Annotated in this window: 23 protein-coding genes and 1 riboswitch; of the genes, 12 read left to right on the plus strand and 11 right to left on the minus strand. The window is 44.0% G+C overall.

The features are described 5' to 3' along the window. Positions 1-65 precede the first annotated feature (65 nt). Positions 66-527, minus strand: coding sequence for a methyltransferase family protein (locus APB76_RS20640; RefSeq protein WP_054962490.1), 462 nt, complete (start codon positions 525-527; stop codon positions 66-68). Positions 528-592: 65 nt separating this feature from the next. After that, on the minus strand, positions 593-3,625 hold the full coding sequence (gene ydiJ, locus APB76_RS20645; protein WP_054962491.1) for a D-2-hydroxyglutarate dehydrogenase YdiJ: 3,033 nt from the start codon (positions 3,623-3,625) through the stop codon (positions 593-595). A gap of 204 nt (positions 3,626-3,829) precedes the next feature. Between ydiJ and APB76_RS20650 the strand changes: the two genes are divergently transcribed. The 6 genes from APB76_RS20650 to APB76_RS20675 all read left to right on the plus strand — a co-directional run bounded on the left by APB76_RS20650 (position 3,830) and on the right by APB76_RS20675 (position 9,070). Next, a complete protein-coding gene (locus APB76_RS20650; RefSeq protein WP_049843945.1) occupies positions 3,830-4,513 on the plus strand; it encodes a DUF3334 family protein in 684 nt (227 codons plus the stop codon). A gap of 189 nt (positions 4,514-4,702) precedes the next feature. Beyond that, on the plus strand, positions 4,703-5,386 hold the full coding sequence (locus APB76_RS20655; RefSeq protein ID WP_049843944.1) for a DUF2786 domain-containing protein: 684 nt from the start codon (positions 4,703-4,705) through the stop codon (positions 5,384-5,386). Positions 5,387-5,536: 150 nt separating this feature from the next. Further along, positions 5,537-6,199, plus strand: coding sequence for an OmpA family protein (locus tag APB76_RS20660; protein WP_157633231.1), 663 nt, complete (start codon positions 5,537-5,539; stop codon positions 6,197-6,199). A gap of 146 nt (positions 6,200-6,345) precedes the next feature. Further along, positions 6,346-7,377: an SEL1-like repeat protein gene (locus APB76_RS20665; RefSeq protein ID WP_054962493.1), complete on the plus strand. Its 1,032-nt coding sequence runs from the start codon at positions 6,346-6,348 to the stop codon at positions 7,375-7,377. 170 nt (positions 7,378-7,547) lie between these two features. Further along, the gene (locus tag APB76_RS20670; protein ID WP_049843942.1) at positions 7,548-7,733 is read left to right on the plus strand and encodes a hypothetical protein; all 186 of its coding nucleotides are present in this window, start codon (positions 7,548-7,550) and stop codon (positions 7,731-7,733) included. Positions 7,734-7,885: 152 nt separating this feature from the next. Then, a complete protein-coding gene (locus tag APB76_RS20675) occupies positions 7,886-9,070 on the plus strand; it encodes a GGDEF domain-containing protein (RefSeq protein ID WP_049843941.1) in 1,185 nt (394 codons plus the stop codon). Here APB76_RS20675 and maiA read toward each other — a convergent pair. From maiA to hppD, 4 genes are read right to left on the minus strand one after another with little or no spacing between them, the layout of a single operon-like run. After that, positions 9,021-9,677, minus strand: a complete 657-nt coding sequence (gene maiA, locus APB76_RS20680) for a maleylacetoacetate isomerase (RefSeq protein WP_054962494.1) — start codon at positions 9,675-9,677, stop codon at positions 9,021-9,023. The two genes, APB76_RS20675 and maiA, sit on opposite strands and share 50 nt — an antisense overlap. Then, positions 9,670-10,683: a fumarylacetoacetate hydrolase family protein gene (locus APB76_RS20685; protein WP_054962495.1), complete on the minus strand. Its 1,014-nt coding sequence runs from the start codon at positions 10,681-10,683 to the stop codon at positions 9,670-9,672. Before APB76_RS20685 ends, maiA begins: the two co-directional genes overlap by 8 nt. 13 nt (positions 10,684-10,696) lie before the next feature. After that, entirely contained in the window at positions 10,697-11,827 is a 1,131-nt protein-coding gene (locus tag APB76_RS20690) for a homogentisate 1,2-dioxygenase (RefSeq protein ID WP_054962496.1), read from the minus strand. Further along, a complete protein-coding gene (hppD, locus tag APB76_RS20695; protein WP_049843937.1) occupies positions 11,820-12,893 on the minus strand; it encodes a 4-hydroxyphenylpyruvate dioxygenase in 1,074 nt (357 codons plus the stop codon). The genes APB76_RS20690 and hppD overlap by 8 nt, the downstream gene beginning before the upstream one ends. Positions 12,894-13,348: 455 nt before the next feature. On the opposite strand from hppD, the gene APB76_RS20700 reads away from it, so the two are divergent. Next, on the plus strand, positions 13,349-14,455 hold the full coding sequence (locus APB76_RS20700; protein ID WP_049843936.1) for a M20/M25/M40 family metallo-hydrolase: 1,107 nt from the start codon (positions 13,349-13,351) through the stop codon (positions 14,453-14,455). 58 nt (positions 14,456-14,513) lie between these two features. On the opposite strand, the gene APB76_RS20705 is transcribed toward APB76_RS20700, so the two are convergent. The 3 genes from APB76_RS20705 to APB76_RS23180 all read right to left on the minus strand — a co-directional run bounded on the left by APB76_RS20705 (position 14,514) and on the right by APB76_RS23180 (position 17,356). Further along, a complete protein-coding gene (locus APB76_RS20705) occupies positions 14,514-16,307 on the minus strand; it encodes a putative bifunctional diguanylate cyclase/phosphodiesterase (RefSeq protein ID WP_049843935.1) in 1,794 nt (597 codons plus the stop codon). 138 nt (positions 16,308-16,445) lie between these two features. Then, positions 16,446-17,180: a hypothetical protein gene (locus tag APB76_RS20710; protein WP_054962497.1), complete on the minus strand. Its 735-nt coding sequence runs from the start codon at positions 17,178-17,180 to the stop codon at positions 16,446-16,448. A 17-nt stretch (positions 17,181-17,197) separates the two neighbouring features. Then, a complete protein-coding gene (locus tag APB76_RS23180) occupies positions 17,198-17,356 on the minus strand; it encodes a hypothetical protein (protein WP_167350330.1) in 159 nt (52 codons plus the stop codon). A 240-nt stretch (positions 17,357-17,596) separates the two neighbouring features. Between APB76_RS23180 and APB76_RS20715 the strand changes: the two genes are divergently transcribed. Continuing rightward, positions 17,597-17,935 carry a 50S ribosome-binding protein YggL gene (locus APB76_RS20715; RefSeq protein WP_049843933.1) on the plus strand — a complete coding sequence of 113 codons (339 nt, stop codon included), beginning with the start codon at positions 17,597-17,599 and terminating at the stop codon, positions 17,933-17,935. A 54-nt stretch (positions 17,936-17,989) separates the two neighbouring features. On the opposite strand, the gene APB76_RS23345 is transcribed toward APB76_RS20715, so the two are convergent. Next, the gene (locus APB76_RS23345) at positions 17,990-18,232 is read right to left on the minus strand and encodes a hypothetical protein (RefSeq protein ID WP_054962498.1); all 243 of its coding nucleotides are present in this window, start codon (positions 18,230-18,232) and stop codon (positions 17,990-17,992) included. Positions 18,233-18,653: 421 nt separating this feature from the next. After that, a riboswitch (glycine riboswitch) is annotated at positions 18,654-18,761 on the plus strand. 107 nt (positions 18,762-18,868) lie between these two features. On the opposite strand from APB76_RS23345, the gene APB76_RS20725 reads away from it, so the two are divergent. The 3 genes from APB76_RS20725 to APB76_RS20735 all read left to right on the plus strand — a co-directional run bounded on the left by APB76_RS20725 (position 18,869) and on the right by APB76_RS20735 (position 22,148). Then, positions 18,869-20,239 (plus strand): alanine/glycine:cation symporter family protein, encoded by a 1,371-nt coding sequence (locus APB76_RS20725; RefSeq protein ID WP_049843931.1) that lies wholly within the window; start codon positions 18,869-18,871, stop codon positions 20,237-20,239. 152 nt (positions 20,240-20,391) lie between these two features. Next, positions 20,392-21,405: a DUF2817 domain-containing protein gene (locus APB76_RS20730; RefSeq protein ID WP_054962499.1), complete on the plus strand. Its 1,014-nt coding sequence runs from the start codon at positions 20,392-20,394 to the stop codon at positions 21,403-21,405. After that, positions 21,393-22,148 (plus strand): alpha/beta fold hydrolase, encoded by a 756-nt coding sequence (locus APB76_RS20735; protein ID WP_054962500.1) that lies wholly within the window; start codon positions 21,393-21,395, stop codon positions 22,146-22,148. The genes APB76_RS20730 and APB76_RS20735 overlap by 13 nt, the downstream gene beginning before the upstream one ends. On the opposite strand, the gene APB76_RS20740 is transcribed toward APB76_RS20735, so the two are convergent. Next, complete coding sequence (locus tag APB76_RS20740) at positions 22,145-22,786, minus strand: LysE family translocator (protein ID WP_049843928.1); 642 nt, start codon at positions 22,784-22,786, stop codon at positions 22,145-22,147. The genes APB76_RS20735 and APB76_RS20740 overlap by 4 nt on opposite strands. A gap of 170 nt (positions 22,787-22,956) precedes the next feature. Here APB76_RS20740 and APB76_RS20745 point away from each other — a divergent pair, with 170 nt between their 5' ends. After that, complete coding sequence (locus APB76_RS20745; RefSeq protein ID WP_054962501.1) at positions 22,957-24,504, plus strand: carboxypeptidase M32; 1,548 nt, start codon at positions 22,957-22,959, stop codon at positions 24,502-24,504. Positions 24,505-24,535 lie beyond the last annotated feature (31 nt).

Below are 24,535 nucleotides of genomic sequence, written 5' to 3' on the forward strand. Positions count from 1 at the left end.
CCGTTATATAAGCTAAAGCCCTACTCATTTGACTCAATGAGTAGGGCTTTTTGTTTGTATAGGCATTATATCCAACGCCTAACTCGCTGTTTGTAATCTAAATACTCGGCGCCAAATAGTGTTTCTAATGCGCGTTCCTCAGGCAGGATTTGAAAACGATTCATATACAAGACAAAACCATAGCTAAAGACAATTGCCGCCAAATTTTGTTGCCAGTAAGCAAAACCAAACAGCAGAAGAAACAAACCGAGGTACATCGGGTTGCGGCTGTAGCCAAAGATTCCCGAATCAACCACGGAAGAGGCCGTTTCTACCTTGATCGGATTCACTGTGGTTTTCGCTCGCTTAAACTCATACACCCCGCCTAATCCCGCAATGCCTGCGGCTAAAAAACACAATCCGAAAATAATTGAATTGAAGGGCAAACCGACTTTAAAGGCCAGAAACTCATGACTGATATGATTAATCACCACAAAGAACAGCAAAAACAGAGCAACAGGGGGGATCTTCCTTTCAAGCATATCCATTAGTCTTCCTTGATTTGTACCGCTACAAGTAAAATAGCTCAGCCAATTGGACTGAGCTATTAACTTTAGACTATCTGCAGCAAAGCTTGCAGTGGGTGTTTCACTTTGACCTCTTCAAAGCGCTTTACTTGGCTTCGGCATGAGTAACCAGTAATCAAGCAACGCTCTTTGGGCAAGTCTTGTAAACTAGGCTTCCAGCTAAGGCCATATATATCTTTCGACATTTGCAGCTTATCGACTTCATGACCGAAAGTTCCTGCCATACCACAACAACCCACAGGTACCGTATCTAGCCTTGCGCCAAAGTGAGCAAATATCGCCCCCCACTCTTTCTCGGCATTTGGCATCTTGGTTTTTTCGGTACAATGAGCAAATAGATACCAAGGCTCTTGACCATTTGGTGGCTGTTTATCCAATTCACTCAACTTAGGTCCAAGCCATTCATGAACAGTGAGGACTTGGAAATCACCGCGCTTATCACCCAACACTTCTTGGTATTCATCGCGATAGCAGAGCACTAATGCAGGGTCTACACCTACTAACGGGATACCGATATCAGCTACCTGCTGTAAAAAGGCAGCGGTACTTTTCGCATTAACAGCAAACTGTTTTAAGAAGCCTTTAATGTGCTGGGCTTTGCCATTGGGTTTAAATGGAAGTAATACGGGCGTCTTCCCGAGTTTAGTAACCAAAGAGGCAAAATCTTCGACAACTTGGGCATCGTAGTAACTGGTAAACGGGTCTTGAACAATCACGACATGATCGGCTTTGTCTTCTTTTGACAACGCAGCAAGATCTTGCAGATCAAATGACTTAAGTGACGACAGTCTTTTAGAGAGCGTGGGCACTGAAAGTAAAGGAGAATCCACGTAACCGACTGATTTTGCGGTTAAATTTTGAACCAACCTTTGCTTCAACGCACCATTAACCAATTTGGGTGCTTTTGCCAATATAGGCAACAGAGACTCTATATTAGCGACCAAGTAATCTTTAGCAGGACGCTGATAACGCGAGTAATAGATATTTAAAAATCGCGAACGGAAGCTAGGCACATCCACTTTAATTGGACACTGACTTGCACACGCTTTGCAGGCTAAACAACCGTTCATCGCTTCATAGACTTCATGAGAGAAGTCATACTCATGTCGCTTGTTTATGTTGTTGCGCACTCGATCAATCATGGTTTTGATTGAAGCGCTTCCTTCAAGCACCTGCTTTTCTAGGTCAAGGATATCGATCTCCTGCTCTGTTAACTGACGTAACCATTCTCGAACTAAACCAGCCCGGCCTTTTGGAGAATGCCTGCGGTCTGCTGTCACCTTCATTGAAGGGCACATTGGTGATGACGTGTCGTAGTTAAAGCACAAGCCGTTGCCGTTACACTCCATCGCTTGCTTAAAGCTGTCGCGCACTTGAACATCGATCTGACGGTCAAAGTATCCGCGCTTAGTATCGGTGACTTTCACCAGCGCTTCGGTACTTTCTAGCGGCGTACAGATCTTACCCGGATTCATCTTGTTATGAGGATCAAACGCCGCTTTCACTCGGCGTAGCTCGGTAAACAACTCTTCACCAAAAAACTCAGGACCGTATTCGGAACGATATCCCTTACCGTGCTCACCCCACATCAAGCCACCGTATTTCGCCACCAGCTTAACCACCTCATCGGAGATTTCGTGCATCAGGCTTTCTTGCTTTGGATCGCACAGATCAAGTGCAGGTCGAACATGAAGGACACCTGCATCGACGTGACCAAACATACCGTAATTGAGAGATTTAGCATCAAGAAGCTCGCGGAACTCAACAATAAAATCAGCGAGGTTTTCTGGTGGAACACAGGTATCTTCTGCAAACGCCACAGGTTTTGCGCGTCCTTTGGCGGCACCCAGTAAACCCACTGCTTTTTTACGCATGTTGTAGATACGGCCAATACTAGCAATATCACTACATACTTGATAACCAATAATACCTGCTTCGCTGCTTTCAAGCATAGTTTCAAGGCGATCTGTCAGTGCTTTAACCTGTTGTTCAACTTCCTGAACATCTTGACCGGCAAATTCAACCATATTGATCCCTTGCATATCTTTGCCGGGAACATCGGTTAATAGATCACTGACTGTATGCCAAACAATGTCTTGCTTGGCTAAATTAAGCACTCGCGAGTCGACGGTTTCAACAGACAACGCATTTGCCTCAACCATAAAGGGGGCATTACGTAGAGCAGAGTCAAAGCTATTGTACTTAACGTTGACCAAGGTACGTGCTTTCGGAATTGGAGTCAGATTAAGTTTGGCTTCAGTAATAAAAGCAAGAGAGCCTTCCGCACCACAAAGTACGCGCGTTAAATCAAACTTATCTGCATGGGTATCCAACGCATTCTTTAAGTCATAACCGGTTAAAAAGCGGTTTAACGGCGGAAATTTTTCATCAATCTGAGGACGCTTTTCTCGGCAAACCTTTTCGGTGACGTGGAAAGCTTCAAAAGCGTTCTCCCCTTCCAGAGGCATTCCACTGGATAAGTCAGATTCTAAACATGAGCCATCGGCAAATACCGCTTGAAGAGAAAGAACATGATCAGACGTTTTGCCATACTTAAGAGACCCTTGACCAGAGGCATCGGTGTTGATCATACCGCCTAACGTCGCACGGTTACTAGTCGACAAGTCTGGCGAGAAGAAATAACCGAATGGCCTAACCGCATCATTGAGCTGGTCTTTAATAATGCCCGTTTGGACTCTAACCCAGCCTTCTTTCTCGTTAATCTCTAGAACCTTGTTCATATGACGAGACAAATCAACCACGATGCCCTTCGTTAAAGACTGGCCGTTTGTGCCTGTACCACCACCACGCGGTGAAAACTTGATTCGTTCAAACTGAGATTGAGTACTAAGCTTACCTATAAGTGAAACATCTTCGGTAGTTTTAGGATGCACAACTGCTTGAGGTAACTGTTGGTAAACGCTGTTATCGGTGGAGACAGCTAAGCGACTAGAAAACTGGCTTTCGATGTCACCACTAAACCCAGCGGCTTTAAGTTGTTCGAGAAAGGTGAGTACGATCGGATCCACATCCGATTGTGAATGTAATCTTGGTAACATTTGCTTCCTGCCCCCTACGACGCTGATCCAATCAGCAGTGGGTTTGCTTCAGTTTAAAAACTATTATTTGAGTCAGGTCACTTTACAACATTTAAAAGGGTGATCAAAACAGAAATGCAGTGTCAGAATGGAACTTATCGCATTTTTTTCCCACACTTAAAGAAATTGGATTAAATTTAAGTGTCTCTTATGAGCGAATCATCAATGAAAAAAAATAAAGTCATCACAACAGAAGATATTCTTTTGAAATTGTGCCAGTCCGTTTCTGGCGTTTTAACCTCTGCAACTAGCTCGCAAGTTTCGTACTCAGCAATGGTACAAAAGATTACCAAAACAAGCTTAAAGCCTGACTTTGGTTGTTTCGTACTATTTGATGGAGGATTTTCGGGCTTAGTCGTTATCAACTTCACCTCTAAAGCCGCCCTAGAGGTCTACACCAACTACATGCGCAATATGGGTATGCCTGAAGAAGAGCTTGCTGTTTTGCATACATCAGACGAAGTGGCAGATGTGCTCGGCGAACTGATGAACCAATTGGTTGGTCACTTCACCAACCAAGTACGTAAAGACCTTCAAACTCACATTACCCAGAACCAACCAAAGATGCTTTCTTTGAACAAGCAGGTAAACCTGTCTGTCGACACCAACCTAGATCGTCCTCAGGCGCGTCGTGTAACCTTCTCTACAGAGCAAGGCAACATTTTTTATCTAGAGTTAGCAATGGATAAAACCGAATTTATTCAGCTAGAAGAATTTGAAGCAACTGAAGATGAATGCCCGGATGATATCTTGGAGCAAGCTCAACAAAAGATGAAAGCAAAGACCGACAAAAAAGAAGAGAAACAAGACAGCAACGCTAACGACCTACTCGACGAACTAGGCATCTAACTTAGCGAATAACTTTTCACTTCAATAAGAATGTCATCGAACACTCGGTGGCATTCTCAATTCTCAATTGTCAATTGTCAATTCTCAATATCTTGAATTCTCAGCTTATAACTACAACTCATTTCCGTTTTGAGCCTGAAAGCGGTAAAATGTCCGACTTTGCTAAATTAGTGAGATTTGATGCGGTCGATGGATAAACAAAAAGCCCTCAAGAAAATTGCCAAATGTTTAGAGCTTGGTAACTCTGCTAACGTCAACGAAGCGGCGAATGCAATCAAGATGGCGCACCGCTTGATGCTGAAGTACGGCCTCGATAAAGACGATATCGAGTTTATCAAGATGGGCAAAACCCAGTCGACGCATCTACTACCAGCCAATGTTGGCTCAAACATCTTAAGAATCATCCGTGGTATTAATACCAAGTTTGGAGTCGAAGCCGTTTTGCTAAACCATAAAGGCTTAAAACGAGTTGAGTTCATCGGCGAAGCCGACCGAGCAATCTTTGCCGCGTTTGCCTTTGATATTGTTTACCGAGAAATGAACGAGCAAACGGGCCGCTTTCGCAATGGTTTTGCGGGCTCTGGCACACCAACGGCTGAAGTGACTCGTCGTGTTAACTCTTTCTTATCTGGCTGGGTTGAAGGGGCATTAGAGAAACTACCTATCATCAGCCCTGATGAAGAGTCGGCAAAAAAGATCGATGATTACATCGATAAAGAGTTTCAAAATATCGACCGTGAAACATTTAAGCAGCAACTAAGAGAAGCAATGAAGAACCTAACCGAAGATTATGAAGTCGGTCTGAAAAAGGGTCGCACTGTTTCTGTCAACCGTCCAATCAACGGTGCTCAAGCACCAAAAATGCTCAGATAGAGCAAGCTTTGTTCACCCACCGTTAATATTCAGTCAATTAATCTTTTCTGCGTTGACATAACGAATGCCATGGGTTTTATTCATGGCATTCAACGACCAGACTCTCTTCTCTGGCAAATAATAATGATACACGGAGATGTTATTGTGAAAATGATTACGGCTGCTTTAGCCATCGCAATTGCCCTTTCAGGCTGCCAAGCCACTCAACGCCAAAACGCAACAACTGGTGAAACCGAGACCAATTCAACAGCGCAAGGTGCACTCATCGGTGCCATCGCTGGCGCAGCGGTTGGACTGGCAACAGGTGATGATGCAAAAGAGCGTCGACAGCACGCTTTAATTGGCGCTGCGGGTGGTGCTGCGGTTGGTGGTGGTATTGGTTACTACTTTGATCAACAAGAAGCGGCACTGCGTAAAGAGCTTTTAGATTCTGGTGTGCAAGTCGAACGCGTGGGTGAGAATCAACTGCTACTAAGACTAGAAAATGGCATCGGTTTTCAGACCAGCTCATATCAGCTTGATCCAAGCATTCATAAAACCCTTCGCGGCGTCGCACGTATATTGATTGAGTACCCAGAAACTAGCCTTGTGATTGATGGTCATACCGATAGCACTGGTAGTGATACCACAAACCAGATCTTGTCAGAACGCCGTGCAGAATCGGTGCGCTCATACCTAATTTCACAAGGTGTAGCAACTGGTCGCGCCGTCGCTCGCGGCAATGGTGAACGCTACCCTTTATGTAGCAATAGCACTTCCGAAGGACGAGCTTGTAACCGACGAGTAGAAATTCAGATATTGCCCCTCAAATAGGACATTGACTCCTCTACTAGAAATGGCTTCAACGGAAGCCATTTTTTATTTGGCATGCGGAATTACGACAATAATTGTCTATTTTTTCTGGTCAATTGATATACTTAGCAAATACAACCATTTTACCTTAGTAACTAGAGGCTGATTTGCGAATCTTACCCCTTCTACTCCTTGCGTATTCTTCGATAAGTTTTGCTCAAACAGTAGAAGAGCTTACCCAGAGTGCCCGAAACAATAATGTCCATGCCCAACTAGAGCTTGCCGAACGATACTCAAAAGGACAAGGTATTGAACAGTCAGATTCCGAGGCATTCTATTGGTATCAGCAAGCTGCGGACAACGGGAGTGATGCGGCAGCTGGAAACCTAGGCCGAGCATACTATAAAGGACTAGGCACAAAAATAGACATCGAAAACGCGATATTTTGGCTTAGCAAAGCAGCAATATCTGGTGATAAGCAAGCCCCATTGCTACTGGGCCAGCTGTACGAACAAACCACAGAACAACCCGATAATCTCGATCTAGCCGAACTTTGGTACGAGCAAGCGGCGAAAGAAAACCCACAAGCAGAAAAAGATTATGCTCGCGTACTCGAGCAACAGTTTAATAATCGTAGAGCCAAGCAAGTTGCCGCTATCGATCAGTTAGAAGTCGCCTTTGATCACCAAGATATCGAGTTAAGCCCCAAAGCCAAGTCACTGGCTCACCATGAACAAACGAAAAATACGTCTTTATACGCTTTGTTGGCCATCATCGTTCTTTCTAGTGCCATCATATTTTGGCTGCTTCGATCCAATCGCACTTTAAGAGCACTGAATAGCACCTCTGATTCAGACGCCCAGAGGCAGCAACTCAAACTTGATAGAGAGCTGCGACGTAAAAATGACACCCTAAAACAGCAAAAACGTCAAATGGAAGCGATGTATCGGCATATTAAAAAGCTACAAGCCCAACCTAAACAAAGCGCCAAGCAGCCGGTTTCTGCGCAGGACAAGCCCATCGCTTTAGCTTGCACCCTATTTGGGTTTAACCCAACCAAAATTCCAGACGAGAAACAAATCAAACTGCGCTACAAGCAATTGTCGAAGGTGTATCATCCAGATCTAAAAGGTAGCGAAGAGGAAATGAAACGCTTAAACCAAGCGCTAAAAGTCATCCTAAAACACGTTAACAAATAGTTACACTTCCATTGGGGTTTAATTCTCAGTTTCCGACACGTCTTTAATTACGGGCTTACGCAATCGATCACCCTCCCATTACGCGTAACAAATAGTTAACCACCCATCGTAGTTCATGTCATAATCCGCCCCAAAAATAACACCTAGTACATTAAGGTGGGGAGAAATCTATGTTTACAATTGAAGGTGTATGCGATTGGTGCAAAAAACCAAGCATGCTAACCAAACATGAATACGTTGACGGCAAAAGTCATTGCGCGTGTATTGAATGCAATGACTTAGCGACATTGGATGTACGTCAGTTCAACATTGCAGAGTTGCAACAGCGTGAGCAACAAGTTAGCTCACTACGTTAGTTCGTGCTCTTTCTCCAAGGACGACACTAAAGCCGCCTTTTACGGTGGCTTTTTGTATTAATGTCATAAGCATCAGTTTTGTTAACACTTCATTTACATCATATTGAGATTAAGGTAGGTTCAAACTAAGTATTAGGAATGGTAGCCGCTTAATGAACCCAGATATTGCAATCGAAGTAGAGCGCAGAAAGCATCTTGAAATGATGGATGCCTTTCCTATGATCGCTCTTTTGCAAGGGGCTCTGGCCACTTTAGTGCTAAGTGTAACCGTCTTAAACTATGGGCTATCAGATCAAAGTATTGTCTGGGCATTATTGTTTGTTTGCGTTATTACAGCGCGCTATGCCATAGACCATTCGCTTCGGCCTCGGATAGATACTCATAGTATGACCAAGGTGCATTGGTTTGGCCTACTGACTACCCGCTCTTTAATTGGCTTCGTCTGGTCACTGGGCTCCATTTGGTACATTCAGATTGCACCTGAAGACAATTTACTTTCTACCACCATTTGGTGTACTGCCCTTGCCTTCGCTGGAACTATCTTCCACATTAATTCAATTTCCGCTCTGCAAATCTATTTTTGGTCACTGATTTTGCCCCTAGTGGCGTATTTTTCAGTTGGGCTAGAGCGATTGTTTGAAGCCTTTATTTTAGTGCTATGTGGCGTTATATATGTCAGCTTATATACTCGGTTCCTACACAATAAAGCGATCAAGAGAATTACAGAAGAAATTGAAAAAGAGCAGCTCATCCACCAGCTTTCCGAGGCAAACCTTTCAATCAAACTACTCGCTGAGCAGGATGCTTTAACTGAGCTGAAAAACCGGACCTATTTTAATCACAAGATAGAAGTGGTGTGGCAACGAACTCTAGAAAAACGCCAAGACCTTTGTGTCATCTTGTTTGATATCGACCACTTTAAACCCTTCAATGACAACTATGGACACATCGCTGGGGATAAAGCTCTACGCAAAGTTGCCAAACGGCTTAAACTTATCGATCTTGAAGCGGAATACAGTTTTTTTGCCAGAGTGGGTGGCGAGGAGTTCGTAGCAGTTCTACCCAACACAACTATAGACAAAGCGATTCAGCTTGCAGAGCGAATTAGATTAGACATAGAAAGTGCTTCGATTTCACACCAATATTCCTCTTGCTCAGATGTCATTACCATTAGCGCAGGAGTGGCGATTAGCTCACTAGAAGAAAGCTCTTCGATTATTGAATTGATGGAGCGAGCAGACAAGGCCCTCTATAAAGCGAAAGAGGGCGGTAGAAATCAGGTAGCGGCTAGCGAGCAACATCTGCATCCGGTTGAGCTTCAGGTTCAGCACTCTTGAATGTATCTAACTCATTTAGTGACGTTGTCACTCCAATGATATTTGGATATAGGCTTAGGTCGACATTAAAGCGTTTAGCATTGTAGACCTGTGGGACTAGGCAAACATCAACCAAACTGACGTTATTACCCACACTATACTTACCACTGCACGAATCAAGCCGTTTTTCTAACGCCGAGAAACCTTGCTCAATCCAATAACGATACCACTGGCCTTTGTCTTCATCACTAATCGATAGCTTACCCGATAAATATTGCAACACTCTAAGGTTGTTCAGCGGGTGAATGTCCACAGCGATATCTTGCGCCAATGCTTTAACCAAATAACGAGTTTCTTTGTCTTGTGGTGTTAAAAGCACTTGCGGATAGGTTTCATCAAGGTAATCAATAATGGCCAACGATTGATTGAGAGATACATCTCCATCAACTAACACGGGCACCAACTGGTTAGGGTTAAGCTTTTTGTATTCGGCGGAGTGTTGCTCTCCGCCGTTTTTCACTAGATGCACCGATCGCTGCTGGTAACTTAATCCTTTCAGGTTAAGCGCGATTCTCACACGGTATGCAGCTGAAGAACGCCAGTATCCGTAGAGAATACGATCACTCATATTTCACCACTTGCTGGTCAATAGCGCCAAAGATGGAATTGCCATCTGCATCTTTCATTTCCATCTTGATACGGTCACCAAACTTCATAAAGCTGGTTGATGGCGAACCATCGCGAATAGTTTCGATCATACGCACTTCGGCGATACAAGAGTACCCGACTCCACCTTCAGAAATCGCGGTACCAAAATCAGTGCCTTGTTTGTTTGATACAGTCCCCGAACCTATTATCGCCCCCGCTGATAACGGACGACTCTTCGCTGCATGAGCAATCAGTTGCGGGAACTCAAATGTCATATCAACACCTGCATTCGGGCAGCCAAAGGGATAGTTGTTGTAAAAACTTAGGAGTGGCAAGTTGACTTTACCACCATCCCACTCATCTCCAAGCTCATCTGGCGTCACTGCAACCGGTGAGAAGACTGAAGAAGGCTTAGATTGGAAAAAACCAAACCCTTTACCCAGCTCATTAGGAATAAGGCCGCGTAAAGAAACATCATTGACCAACATGATGAGCCTGATTGACTTCGCCGCCTCTTCCACTGAGACGCCCATAGGTACATCGCCAGTTACAACTGCAACTTCTCCTTCAAAATCTATGCCCCACTCTTCACTGACAACCGGAACATCATCATACGGTCCAATAAACGCATCGGATCCGCCCTGATACATTAACGGATCAGTCCAGAAACTCGGCGGCATCTCCGCGCCACGTGCTTTGCGAACCAATTCCACATGATTTACGTAAGCAGAACCATCAGCCCATTGATACGCACGAGGTAACGGAGATTCACACAATGAAGCATCAAAATTCATCTCACTGGTCAGTTCTCCATTGCTTAACGCAACATAAACTTCACTCAGTTGAGATTCAACACGTTGCCAGTTATCAAGCGCTTCTTGCAGCGTTTGCGCAATTTCTGGTACCGCGACACATTTAGATAATTGTTTATTTACCACAACCAATAAGCCATCGCGGCTGTCATTTTTTAGGGTTGCTAACTTCATACTAAATCCCTTTTTACTTCTCTTGCCAACTGTATACGTACTGTTCGTTTTCGACTTGCTGTGCCTCGTCACCAATCTGGAGCGCATGCCGAGTATCAATCATCACCGCTACTTCATCAGTGAATTTTTTCTTGTGCTCTTGACCAGCTTTGAATGCCTTCGGATGTGGGCCATGAGTAAAGCCTGCGGGGTGAAACGTCACCATACCCGCTTCAATGTTGTCGCGGCTAAAAAAGTCACCCGCGTGGTAAAACAATACTTCGTCATAATCATCGTTATTGTGATAAAACGGGACTTTAAGCGCTCCAGGATCGCTTTCAATCGGTCTTGGGACAAAGGTACATATCACAAACCCCTGTCCAACAAAGGTGGTATGCGCCGATGGTGGCAAATGATAACGGTGTGACATTAACGGTCTAATATCACGCCAGTTGACACGCACCACGGATAAGTCCCCATGCCAGCCAATCGCATCAAGCGGGTTAAACGGATAAGTTACGGCACTGACCTGTTCGTGGCGTTTGATATGGACTTGTGTCGACTCTTCCGAGTATTGAGCTTTAAAATGATCATCAATTTTTGGCACATCCAATACCGCCGGATCAAACACAGCGTGATTGCCCACCATGCCTTTCTCTGGAAGCGTGTAGGCAGCATCGGTGTTTTCGATCATCAGCACAAACATGGGCTCATTAGGCTCTAAACGCCAATTCGTCGAGCGGGGAATCATCACATAGTCCCCTTCAACGACTTCTAAATGCCCGTAATCACAGTAGAGATCCGCCGTTCCTTGATGAATAAACAAGAGTTCATCACCATCTGCGTTTCTGACTAAGTGAGACATAACACTATCAAGCTTCCACACGCGTACTTTGCAGTTTGCGTTGTGGAGAAGATGCGGTACAGACCAAGGAGAAACCTGCTGAGACGCTTCAACATGATTAAAGTTAAACGCGCGTGGTTTTAGTTCTCCTTCCCATTCACTCCAACCTGTCGGGGCATGTTGATGATGGAAATGAGCAGCAGGGCCAAAAAACCCACTGCGTCCCGCTTCGCGTTCATAAATTGCCTCTTCGGGGAAATCAGCGTGCGCCTGCTTGGAGCACACTCCCTCCCGATGAGGGAATGTTATCCATTTATGCATCGTCTAATACCCCGCGACGGATTTGATCTTCTTCGATCGATTCAAACAAAGCTTTGAAATTGCCTTCGCCAAAACCTTCGTTACCTTTGCGCTGAATAATTTCAAAGAACACAGGACCAATGACTGTCTGAGTAAAAATCTGAAGCAAAATGCCATCTTTCATTGGCGCACCATCGATCAAGATTCTTAGATCTCGCAGCTTTGAGACGTCTTCTTGATGGCCTTCAACACGCCCGTCAACTTTCTCATAATAGGTGTCTGGTGTTGGCATAAAGTCCATACCGCGATCACGCAGTGTTTGTACTGTTTGATAGATATCATCTGTGGTTAGTGCGATATGCTGAATCCCTTCACCGTTGTATTCACGGATAAACTCTTCGATCTGCGATTTATCATCTGAGGATTCATTGATAGGAATACGAATCTTGCCACAAGGTGCCGTCATCGCTCGGCTAACCAACCCCGTCAGTTTGCCCTCGATATCAAAATAACGAATCTCTCTGAAGTTTCCAATACGCTCGTAGAAACCAGACCATACATCCATATTACCCTGTTTCACATTGTGAGTTAGGTGGTCAATCTCATACAGGCCTACATCCATTTTCTCTAGACGCTGTTTTGCATCATCATAAAAACGGAAGTCAACTTCATAGATACTGCCGTCTTGGTAGCGATCGACAAAATAAAGTAAGCTCTCACCAATACCGTAAATAGCAGGAATACTCAGCTCCATCGGACCAATTTCAGTGGTGTATTTTTTACCACCGTTATCCAATGCTTGTTGTAAGGCAACAGCAGAGTCCTTAACGCGAAATGCCATGCCGCACACCGAAGGGCCATGGACTTTAGCAAATTCATGAGCCTGACTATGAGGTTGAGCATTAACGATAAAGTTCACATCACCTTGTCGATACAACCATGCTTCCTTTGAACGGTGTTTAGCCACTTCTGCAAACCCAAGTGAATTAAATAGGTCTTTAAGATCTTGAATACCTTTTGCATTTGCAGCTGTGTATTCGACAAACTCAAATCCATCTGTACCCAGTGGGTTGTACGCTTCGTTCATTTCTATATCCCTCGTTATTGATCCAACTACCGTGTAACTATCAATAACTTGGCTCAACTAAATGCAAATTTGAACCTTGCCAGCCCAAATCAAAGTTAACAGCATGTAGCTCAAAACTGTAAACACGTTCAATACTTTTTAGTTTAAGCGTTAAAAATCAGCTAGTTACAAAACAACTTAAAGTAACAATTAATTTACATTTAACCATGTATTATTACTTTCAACTTAACAGTAAGTATAGATTAGTCACGAGTTGCAAGCCGAAAGCTACAATGCACTACTGGAATGCTCACCACTAAATATTGAAACTAATTATTGCAATCACCACTCATATCCACCAAACGTATAGCTAACCGTAAATTGACATTAGAGTTGCTAATAGATTGATATAGCTCAGACTAATCTGACTACCTAGCCATTAAGGTATGCCTTCTGTTCCTTAACGAGGTTTAACAATGACTCAAATCAACCGCGAACGTCTGGTCGAGCACTTTATTCAATTGGTAAAAATTGACAGTGAATCTCGCAATGAAAAACAAATTGCGCAGGCGCTGGCAGAGCAACTCGGTGAGCTAGGCTTTACCGTTCATAAACTGCCAGTACCAGAAGAAGTCTCTAATGGTTATAACTTGTACGCTCGCCTCGAAGGTAAAATCGAAGATAGCGTTGTGCTGAGCTGCCATATGGACACCGTAACTCCTGGCATTGGTATTGAGCCTATTATCGAAGACGGCATCATTCGCTCGAAAGGCAACACTATTTTGGGTGGTGATGACAAGTCTGGAATTGCAGCAATTATGGAAGCAGTGCGAAGCATTAAAGCACAGAACCTAGAGCACAAAACCATTGAGCTGGCCTTCACAGTCCATGAAGAAGGTGGCCTTTTCGGTTCTGCAAACTTCGACATGTCTTACATTCAAGCAGACAAAGCGATCGTTCTTGATACCGGTGGTCCTATTGGCACCATAGTGAATGCCGCTCCAGGTCAACAAAAGATCGTGGCAAACTTTCTTGGTCGCCCTGCCCACGCAGGTTTAGCTCCTGAAGAAGGCATCAGCGCTATTCAAATAGCCGCTGACGCCATCACTAATATGAAGCTTCTGCGCATTGATGAAGAGACAACAGCGAACATCGGTATTGTTCAAGGTGGCAACGCGACAAACATCGTAATGCCAGAGCTAAAAGTGGTTGCTGAAGCACGTTCACTCAATGATGACAAGTTAACGGCTCAAGTCGCACACATGGTTGAGACTTTCCAAGCGGCGGCTGAAAACCACGGTGCTCAAGTTGAAATTGAATCGACACGTGCATACAACGCCTTTGTCATCGCAGACGATCATCCGCACATTGAATCTGTGAAAGCCTCTTTCGAAGCGATTGGAGCAAACCCTTTCACTAAAGGTACTGGTGGCGGCAGCGATGCAAACAACTTCAACGCTAAGGGTCTAACAACGGTCAATGTCTCGACAGGTATGGCAAAAGTTCACACTACTGAAGAGTTTATTGCCATTGACGATATGGTAAAAGTGACAGAATTTGTTGAGCACTACTTAACTCACTAGTGACCAGTTTACCTCGCAAAAAGCCGTACAAGGCGGCTTTTTGCTTATATCTTGACCACTACTCTTTAGATAACTTAACGACCCTCTTTTCACGTATCTGTTGGGTCATCATTGAACCAAACTCATCATGCGATAGAGGCCGTGAGAACAAATAGCCTTGGTATTGATCGCATTGTTCTTGAACTAAAATATCTAATTGCTCTTGAAACTCTACCCCTTCCGCAACCAACTTTATCCCCAAGCTATGTCCCATCTGAATAATGGTACGGACCAAAATACGATCGGAATGGTTGATCGCACACTCATCAATAAAGCATTTATCTATTTTAATCACATCAATGGGTAACTGCTTTAGATACTTGAGGCTCGAGTACTCAACACCAAAGTCATCAATCGCAATCGAAACACCAATAGCTCGAAGCTGACGGCAAATATCTGTGATGTTATCTGGATCGCTCATTAAGGTTGATTCAGTAATCTCTAACTGCAACAAATGTGATGGTAACTGAGTTTCTTTCAGAGCGTTGCACACCACTTCAAATAGGTCGGCGTGTGCAAACTGGACAGTTGAAACATTAACAGCAATACAGATTGGTAGTTTCTGATCGTAGTACTGCTTGGCTTGTCGACACGCTTCATGAATGATCCAGTGTCCAACAGGAACGATCTGAGTGGTTTTTTCAGCAATTGGGATAAACTCTGAAGGAGGGATTGGACCCAATTGCGGGTGATTCCAGCGTAAAAGTGCTTCTGCACCGACTATTTGGACACTATCGACATCAACTTTAGGTTGAAACAGCAAGACAAACTGATGATTAGACAACGCAGAACGAATCTCTGTCTCAATTTGATGTTGTCTGATTGTTTCACCAAGCAACTCGTCATCAAACCAACAAACAGAACCACCACCAACAGAGCGCGCCTTATAAAGTGCAAAATCCGCATTTTTCTCCCATACCTCTGGGCTACCAAGAGCATCGGCAGCATAGGCAACACCAATACAGTACGATAACCTATGCGAAGTGTTGTCTACATCAAACATCGCACGTTGATGGTGATTTAGTTCATCTACCAGCTCTTCCAGTTTTGGTTGAAGATCTTTGTGTTCGACCACTACAATAAACTCATCGCCACCAAAACGGTACACCTTCCCTGCAGTACCCACTATATCTTTGATATGTTTAGAAAAAGCCACCAATAGCTCATCACCATACCGATACCCCAACCGATCATTGACGTTTTTGAAGGCTTCTAAGCCAATATGAAGCATGCCAAAATGCTTGGCATTATGTTCGGTAATTCTCTCTATATCTTCTTTATACGCATTGACATTCGGCAGCTTAGTCAGGTAATCCGTTTGACTTTCTGTTTTAAAACTGGCGGCTTGCTGCTGAGTTTTGACAAAGAAGTAGGTCATCAGCGTGGCAAACACGGTAATCGATGTCATCTGGATTGATGTATCGACGAAGATATGAAAGTCAGACACTGTGAGTTGATATAGGTAACCATTGATTAGCGCAGCACACACTGCAATCGGCCATAAAGAACCCGGAAACAACACGATGTAGCATAATGGCAAAAAGAATAAGCATTCCTGGATAAGTTCCAGTGGAAAAGGCTGGACAAGCCCCCCGACTAAAAACAATGCGGTAGCCGAAAATGCAAAAACGTGTTTAAGCGATGAGTTGTTACTGTATAAAGCCAGTAACAATAAAAATGGGAATAAGTAATACGCCAGTTCCCACGGGTGCGGCTCTAGCAAGAAAGAGTGGGACATAACCCCAACCGCAACGATGTAGGCGATATAAGCGATAACTTGTACGGCTTCATTTACCTTGAATAGCTGCTGCATTTTGCGCCTTGCTTACTTGTTTCTTCTTATAAACAGTAGCGCATATTTTGTATCTTCGACGGACTCAAATAGATCTTCAGCCGCTCAAAAGTAAAAAACGCCCTAAAACTAAGGCGTTATTTTACAAAAGTGAGCCTGTTACAGACCTAGTTCTTCAGACAGCGCTTTCATTTGCTTTAAGTCCATTTGATGAACTCGAATCATTTGTTCTACCTGACTCAAACGTGACTGAGCTTCATCTTGTTTATCACAGGAGTCTGATTTTGCGTCCCATGACGTCCCTTCTAGATAGATATCGCACGCTTTTTTAAGTTCTGCAATTTTAGGCTGTAGCTCTTCTCGTTCCTTTTCGAGCGATTCAAGCTCCATCTTGACCCTTAGCTCCTGCTGAAACAATTCTCGCGAGCGTTCAAACATCGTCGCTTGCATATCAGCCTGACGATTGAGCTTACTATTCTGGCTATTAGCTGTTTGTATTTGCTCTTTCTGTTCCGCTACCTGCTCTTCAAGTGACAAATTAACCTTTTCAAGCTCCTTAACTTGCTGCTCTAACTTAGCCAAAGCATCTAGGTGCTCAGCCTGTTGGTCCTCTAACGCCTTTTGTAGCTTTATCTGAACCTCATCGTCAACTTTTGCCACCTTTTCTTCAACCTGAACAACCATCTTTTGCTTGTCTTCTGCAAGCGTTTCATATTGCTGCTCTAACGTTTGGTAGGTAGCCTCCCACTTTTTCGCGGTAAGCGTTGAACCCACTAAACCGCCTAATGCCAAGCCCAAAACCCCAGCGATGATAATATAGAGATGTGTTCGCTTATCACGCTCTTCGATAACAACTACGTCATCGTTCTCTTGGTTATCAGTATCTTCGTTCACTTATATGCTCCTGAGGGTTAACGCATCAGTTCAGTAATCATGAGTGTGGTTGTGTAAAGTAAAAAGCCAGAAATCAAAGTAACCACGAGGTATTTCTGCAGTTTTTCACTTGTTCTGTAACGAATCAAAACAAACGATAAAGCTATCAAAAATGCAATTGCTAGCAACCTTGTCATAACCTCTCCTTTGGCAGACTTGCTATTCATTACTTTATACCATTTTTGCGCTGTAATAGTCAGAAACACGTAGTTTTACTGCCTAGAACAGTAATTAAATTGATAGAATTGGTTACTTTGTTATCAGACTGAAAATCGATGGACAAAATGCAAGCACTTCTCCATGAACAATAGCATTTTGTTTGGTGCAATGGTGGAACTAAGGTATAAAGAGCTAATGAAAAATAGCGAGACAAAACGATGAAACCATACAAGTTAGACAACAAAAAACGTCGCATCCAGAAAAAACTGTTCTTGGGTGAATTTGCCATGCTGGGCTTCGAGCTTAGTTGTGAAACAACAATTACCGACTTCGATAAGTACGACGTATTTGTTGATGAATTCATTGATTACATTGATGAACTAGGTTTGTGTTTTGGCGGCGGCGGCTTGGAGCTATTTGAAGGCTTCCTATGCTGCAACGCGCGCTACGCCGATGCAACTGAAGAACATAAGTCTCAGGTGGTTACATGGTTGGAAGCTCGCGACGAAGTTAAGTCGGTACAAACAAGCGACCTAGTAGACGCAAACTATTTCTAGTTAACATTCCAAATGTAATAAATAGCGCCAATCACGGCGCTATTTTTCTCTTGCTTACCTCACTTCCAACCCAAGGTTGTACTGGGCTAGACAGCGCGTTACGTAACTTACCTTTAACAAAGCCGCTATCACAATCGTGCTTATATGTGCGGCTATCTGTTCACCTAAAGTAAATTTGTAAGCGTATGGGTAAGAAATGAGTACGCTGACAACCAACGCGATGAAGGTTAATAGCAGCGCTACATTCGAAAAATTCAGAAGTTTATTAAAAGTAGTATTGGTTGGTTGAGCAAACATATCGACCTCACTTAGATCATTCTATTGTATTATGCCTTCCATATTGCACATACCTTGCCAAAGTTAATAAACATTGATAATCAATAAATTAAGAACAAAACCAACAACAATACAAGTCTTTTTGACATAATTAAAATAATGTCAAAAAGACATATTCATGCCAATATGACAACAACTTTATAGTCAGTCAGATTTCTTCAATTCGATGCAAATCTGCTATTGAAATCCAAAAAAATAATGATAGAGTTCACACATCGGTAGCAACCAGTGCTATCGACTAACTTTTACTCATAATTTCGAGTAATTGTTCCGATGAAAACTGCAGGAGAGTGGTTATTTACCAAATATTAACATTTGGAAAGAATAACCTACCGAAGAAGTAAATCTTTCAGGTGCCACTTAGGTGGCGGGGACTGTAGTTGGAGGAGCCTCTGGAGAGAACCGTACTACTTTGTTGTAGAAAGCGGTCGCCGAAGGAGCAAGCCTATTTTAGGTGAAACTCTCAGGTACAAAGGACAGAGGAGTGGAAAGAATAATTCAGCTATTTCGCTATTCTGCTTATAGCTAATCAGAGATCAATGATCTCTGCGCTTTCACTCTTCTCCTTAAATAAGCATTATCACTTAAGGGGAAATCATGAATAACCTGCAATCTTTACTTAAAACAATCGACAGCTTTGTCTGGGGTCCACCACTGCTCATTCTTTTGGTTGGTACCGGTGTCTATTTCACTTTTCGCTTAGGCTTACTGCAGTTTCGACACCTACCAACAGCGTTGAAAATGGTCTTTAGTAAAGATGATTCACAAAAACAAGGCGATGTATCTAGCTTCGCTGCTCTATGTACTGCTCTATCGGCAACCATCGGTACTGGTAACATCGTCGGGGTGGCGACAGCCATCAAACTCGGCGGGCCTGGCGCACTATTTTGGATGTGGCTGGCTGCCCTGTTCGGTATGGCAACAAAATATGCCGAGTGTTTACTCGCAGTTAAATACCGTAAAATCGATGCCAACGGCCAAATGATCGGTGGCCCGATGTATTACTTGCAATACGGTGTGGGCTCAAAAGCACTTGCGATAATGTTCGCTGTATTTGCATTGGGTGTGGCGTGTTTTGGTATCGGTACATTCCCACAAGTCAACGCGATATTAGATGCTAGCGAAATCTCTTTTGGTATCTCTCGTGAAATCTCAGCAAGTGTACTCACACTTCTCGTTGCGTTCGTAACCCTTGGCGGTATTAAATCCATCGCTAAAGTTGCTGGGAAAGTCGTTCCAACTATGGCCCTGTTCTATGTGTTAGCGTGTTTAAGCGTCATCATCATGAACGCTGATAAACTGTTTGATGCAGTAGAACTGGTTGTTGTTTCAGCCTTTACATCGACAGCAGCAACAGGCGGTTTCTTAGGTGCAAGCATTATGTTGGCGATTCAGTCTGGTATCGCTCGTGGTGTGTTCTCTAACGAGTCTGGACTCGGCAGTGCGCCAATGGCTGCAGCCGCTGCAAAAACGGATTCGTGTGTTAAGCAGGGTCTAATTTCAATGACGGGCACCTTCTTTGATACCATCATTATTTGTACAATGACAGGTCTGGCCTTGATTCTTACTGGTGCATGGCAAAGTGACTTTGCTGGCGCGGCGATGACCACTCACGCCTTTGCAGTTGGCCTAAATGCCGACACATTTGGCCCTATGCTAGTATCTATCGGCTTGATCTTCTTTGCATTCACAACCATCTTAGGTTGGAACTACTACGGCGAGCGCTGCGTTGTTTACTTGATGGGCACAAAAGCTGTGCTACCTTATAAGATTATCTTCGTCGCATTAGTCGCTTCAGGCGCATTCTTACACCTTGATATGATTTGGATTATTGCCGATATCGTTAACGGTCTAATGGCGATTCCAAATCTGATTGGCCTGATTGCACTACGCCAAGTTGTTGTTGAAGAAACCAAACTGTATTTCTCTCAAGTTGCCTCAACACAAGGCGATCGCGCGATCGCCTAAAACATCATTACTCCAGAAACACCAAGTATACAATGCGAAGCCCAACAGCTTCGCATTTTTGTCTTTATCGTTTCACCACCTGAAACAAATACTTCACCCAATCTTAGTTCAATCAGTTCTAAACTTGTCCCAAACGGTTTCTGAGCAGCAAAATGATTGGACACATTCCTCGAGAGATTCAACATGTTGAACAATTAGCAGAGCTTTTCTCTGATCATGTACGTTTAACCCTACTAGATGAGGTTCAGCACCAGGGACAATCACAACCTCTTTATTGTATTGAAATAGGTACAAGAGACCGGCAGGCTCCATGCCTTTTCTTTACAGGGGCTATTCACGGTGTGGAGCGCATTGGTAGCCAAATCATTCTCGCCTTTGCTAAAAGCCTGCTTCGTCGACTAGAATGGGATCAGCAATTGCAAGAATCACTAGCGAGAGTACGAATAGTCGCTGTGCCTGTCGTCAACCCTTGGGGAGTTGCGTTAAAAAAGCGGGCCAATCATAACGGCGTGGATCTAATGCGGAACGCACCGATAGATAGCGCCAATCCCACCCATCAGCTTTATGCCGGCCAAAGCTTTAGCTCTGTACTACCTTGGTATCGAGGAAACCCCAATAAAATGGAGCAGGAGCTACAAACACTTTCACAATGCGTCTTAAGCAACACTCAACACGCAAGTTCAACCATCTTGTTAGATTTGCATAGCGGTTTTGGCACTCGTGACCGACTTTGGTTTCCCTATGCTTATAGCAAGCAACCACCGAGCCATTTAGCCCACTACTACCTACTGTATAAAAAGTTTCGGAGTAGTTATCCACACTACAAACTATACCAGTTTGAACCTCAATGGCATCAGTACACTACCCACGGTGACTTCTGGGATTGGATGTTAATTCAGCACAAAGCTTTATCAAGCAATCCTTTTTTGCCTTTGACTCTTGAATTAGGTTCATGGTTGTGGGTAAAAAAGAACCCGATACAAATGCTGAAATTTAGCCAACTTTTTCACCCTATTAAGCCCCACCGGATTCAACGGGTACAACGCCGTCACAGTGTTCTGCTAAGCTATTTAATTCAGGTACTCGACAATAATTTACTCACAAATATGTCGCAGAGTGATAAAGAAAAATATAGGGAGAAAGCCAAAAAACTATGGTACCGATAGTGTTAGTGAGAGGGTTATTAAGAGAAAGCGGCCATTGGCAAGATATGGCTGATGCCCTTGTAGAAGCGTTACCAGAGCTTGATATCATAATGCCCAACGTACCCGGAAACGGTGAGTTATATCAACAGCTCAGCCCCACCCGTATTGAGGACATGCTTGCTCCAGTACTTGCGCAACTACCCAATGAGTGCGAGCGCTATCATCTAGTTGCCATTTCTATGGGCTCGATGCTTGCCAGCTATTGGGCTAGCATCCTTCCCGGGCAGGTGGCTAGCTTAACTTTGATCAATCCAAGCTTTTCTCGCTACAGTCCATTTTGGCAACGGATAAACCTCGGTGCGCTAACTAGCATAGGCGTTACGAGTTTAAAAGGCAGTAACGCCTTTCAGAAATCAATCATAGAGTGGACAAGCCCAGCAAGCCTTCATCAACCGGACGTCATTGAACACCATATCCGTCTTGCGCGAAACCACCCCGTCAGCGCTCGTAACGCGACTCGCCAACTCTGGGCCGCTGCGCACTTTGAAGGCCAAAGCACGCCACCAGCCTGCCCCACTCAAATAATTGTCAGCACCGAAGACAAATTGGTTGATAGCCGATGCGGAGAAGCCATCGCACAAGCTTGGTGCGTAGAAATAAAACGCTTTGAATGTGATGCGCATGATCTGCCACTAGCCAAACCGCACGCGCTGTCACACCATCTATTGCATTGGCTAGCGAAAATCGAGCTCTCCGTTGACTAAGCCTGTGGCTTTTCGACAAGCAACTTTACGCCAAGCACAACCAAAACAGCCCCTGTAGACCCTTCCATCCAACGTGTAAATCGCGGGCTTTGTAGCAGGTTTTTCGCTTTAGTAAGCGCGCCGGCTAAGCCACACTGCCAGATCATTGCGATCACAAAATGAATGGTAGCCATTAGGCAAGACTGTATGAACGCTGAGCCTTCAGGGTTAAGAAACTGCGGCAAAAAAGCGAGGTAAAACACAGCGGTTTTAGGATTTAGCACGTTAGAGAGAAAGCCTTCACGTAATGATCGCTTTACATCAAGAGGCGTTGAACCCACCACAGTGTTCGCATTTAAACCTGAACTCTTTCCATTGAAAAGGCCTTTCAAGGTCATAACACCCAGCCATATTAGATAAGCCGCACCGACCATTTTTACTGCGCTAAACAGTTCTGCTGATTGCGTTAAAATCGCAGAAATACCAACCGCTGAAAACGTCGCATGAACAAACAAACCAAGACAAATGCCTAAGCTGGTTAAGAACCCGTCACTAAAACCGCCACGCGATGAGTTACGAATCACCAATGCGGTGTCTAACCCTGGAGTCAGGGTCAAAATAGTAATAGCGATTAAAAAGGCTTCAATATTGATAATCATGGATCGTCCTAAAACTGATTAGGGCCTGTTGACCTTAACTTGTTTACAATTTCACCCATGTTATAAGAAGCAGCAACTAAGGTTCAACTCTTGATTAAATTCACTTGGTCTCATAATCATTGATTGATAAGCTTTCGCCTTTACAAATCAATAGTCACGGAAGGCGCGCGATGAACGCATTCGAAAAACTTAAACAACATTCAAAAAAGATTTCGCACTTTAATCATCTAGCTGCTATTTGTGGTTGGGACCAAGCAGCAGTGATGCCCGCAGGTGGCAACCAAGCACGGTCTGAAGCCATGGCCGAACTCTCGGTGCATGTTCATGGGCTTCATACTCAACCACAGTTAGCAGATTGGTTTGCACAGGCCGAAACTGAACCACTAAACGCCCAAGATAAAGCCACATTACGCGAGTTAAAACGCCAATGGCAACAAGCGAATGTCCTGCCGGAGTCGCTAGTGCAAGCAAAATCGTTAGCGGGATCTAAGTGTGAACACGCGTGGCGTACTCAGCGTGGTGACAACGACTGGCAAGGCTTTGAAAGAAATTGGGCTGAAGTAGTAAAACTATCTCAAGAAGAAGCTCAGATCCGCTCTGAAATTAGTGGCCTTTCTCCTTACGACGCCATGCTTGATATCTATGAACCGGGTACAAACTCTGAATCTTTGGATCGCTTATTTAGCGAGATTAAAACTTGGCTACCAAATCTGATCAACCAAGTGATTGATAAACAGGCTTCCGAACAATTTATTCAGCCAGCAGGTATGTTTGATACCAATGAGCAAAAAGCGCTTGGCCTTGAAGTGATGAAGCTACTTCAATTCGACTTCAATCACGGCCGCTTAGATGAAAGTGTTCACCCATTTTGTGGCGGTGTGCCAACAGACGTTCGTATTACGACTCGTTACGACAAAAGCGAGTTTGTTCAGTCTTTGATGGGAATTGTTCACGAGACAGGTCATGCACGCTATGAGCAAGGACTTCCAAAATCGCTGTCTGGCTTACCATCTGGCGAAGCGCGTTCAATGGGTATTCACGAATCTCAGTCTCTGTTCTTCGAGATGCAAGTCGGCCGAAGTGACGCTTTTATCGAGCACCTAGCGCATCTTGCTGGTCAACACTTTGATGGGCATAATCCGCAATTGTTCTCGCAAGATAACTTCCATAAACTCTACACCCGAGTTAGAAAAGACTTTATCCGAGTTGACGCAGACGAGCTAACCTACCCTGCTCACGTCATCTTACGGTATGAAATCGAGCGTGACCTGATCAACGGTAAGATTAAACATACCGATGTTCCAGAACTATGGAATCAAAAAATGCAACAGTACTTAGGGCTTTCAACAGAAGGTAATTTTAAGAATGGTTGTATGCAAGACATCCACTGGACAGATGCTCAACGTAACCAATCACACAATTACAAAAACGGCTGTATGCAAGATATACACTGGTGTGATGGGAGCTTTGGCTACTTTCCGAGCTATACATTAGGAGCGATGTACGCAGCTCAACAAATGGCGACTATCAAGAAGTTAATGAACGTAGATGAGATTATCCAATCGGGTGATTTAACACCTATCTTTGACTGGCTTGATACAAACATCTGGAAGAAAGCTAGCTTGTTCACTACAGACGACCTAATGACACAAGCGACTGGTGAAGCACTGAATCCACAACACTTCCGCAAGCACCTAGAAGAGCGTTATTTGAAGTAGTTCAATGTATACACTTTACCTGTTAGTCTAG

Source organism: Vibrio bivalvicida (assembly GCF_001399455.2).
GTDB classification, from domain to species: domain Bacteria; phylum Pseudomonadota; class Gammaproteobacteria; order Enterobacterales; family Vibrionaceae; genus Vibrio; species Vibrio bivalvicida.

Coding starts and splice junctions, on each gene's coding strand:
- APB76_RS20640 (WP_054962490.1), bottom strand. CDS start 527: ATGGATATGCTTGAAAGGAAGATCCCCCCTGTTGCTCTGTTTTTGCTG.
- ydiJ (WP_054962491.1), bottom strand. CDS start 3,625: ATGTTACCAAGATTACATTCACAATCGGATGTGGATCCGATCGTACTC.
- APB76_RS20650 (WP_049843945.1), top strand. CDS start 3,830: ATGAAAAAAAATAAAGTCATCACAACAGAAGATATTCTTTTGAAATTG.
- APB76_RS20655 (WP_049843944.1), top strand. CDS start 4,703: ATGGATAAACAAAAAGCCCTCAAGAAAATTGCCAAATGTTTAGAGCTT.
- APB76_RS20660 (WP_157633231.1), top strand. CDS start 5,537: ATGATTACGGCTGCTTTAGCCATCGCAATTGCCCTTTCAGGCTGCCAA.
- APB76_RS20670 (WP_049843942.1), top strand. CDS start 7,548: ATGTTTACAATTGAAGGTGTATGCGATTGGTGCAAAAAACCAAGCATG.
- APB76_RS20675 (WP_049843941.1), top strand. CDS start 7,886: ATGAACCCAGATATTGCAATCGAAGTAGAGCGCAGAAAGCATCTTGAA.
- maiA (WP_054962494.1), bottom strand. CDS start 9,677: ATGAGTGATCGTATTCTCTACGGATACTGGCGTTCTTCAGCTGCATAC.
- APB76_RS20685 (WP_054962495.1), bottom strand. CDS start 10,683: ATGAAGTTAGCAACCCTAAAAAATGACAGCCGCGATGGCTTATTGGTT.
- APB76_RS20690 (WP_054962496.1), bottom strand. CDS start 11,827: ATGCATAAATGGATAACATTCCCTCATCGGGAGGGAGTGTGCTCCAAG.
- hppD (WP_049843937.1), bottom strand. CDS start 12,893: ATGAACGAAGCGTACAACCCACTGGGTACAGATGGATTTGAGTTTGTC.
- APB76_RS20700 (WP_049843936.1), top strand. CDS start 13,349: ATGACTCAAATCAACCGCGAACGTCTGGTCGAGCACTTTATTCAATTG.
- APB76_RS20705 (WP_049843935.1), bottom strand. CDS start 16,307: ATGCAGCAGCTATTCAAGGTAAATGAAGCCGTACAAGTTATCGCTTAT.
- APB76_RS23180 (WP_167350330.1), bottom strand. CDS start 17,356: ATGACAAGGTTGCTAGCAATTGCATTTTTGATAGCTTTATCGTTTGTT.
- APB76_RS20715 (WP_049843933.1), top strand. CDS start 17,597: ATGAAACCATACAAGTTAGACAACAAAAAACGTCGCATCCAGAAAAAA.
- APB76_RS23345 (WP_054962498.1), bottom strand. CDS start 18,232: ATGTTTGCTCAACCAACCAATACTACTTTTAATAAACTTCTGAATTTT.
- APB76_RS20725 (WP_049843931.1), top strand. CDS start 18,869: ATGAATAACCTGCAATCTTTACTTAAAACAATCGACAGCTTTGTCTGG.
- APB76_RS20730 (WP_054962499.1), top strand. CDS start 20,392: ATGATTGGACACATTCCTCGAGAGATTCAACATGTTGAACAATTAGCA.
- APB76_RS20735 (WP_054962500.1), top strand. CDS start 21,393: ATGGTACCGATAGTGTTAGTGAGAGGGTTATTAAGAGAAAGCGGCCAT.
- APB76_RS20740 (WP_049843928.1), bottom strand. CDS start 22,786: ATGATTATCAATATTGAAGCCTTTTTAATCGCTATTACTATTTTGACC.
- APB76_RS20745 (WP_054962501.1), top strand. CDS start 22,957: ATGAACGCATTCGAAAAACTTAAACAACATTCAAAAAAGATTTCGCAC.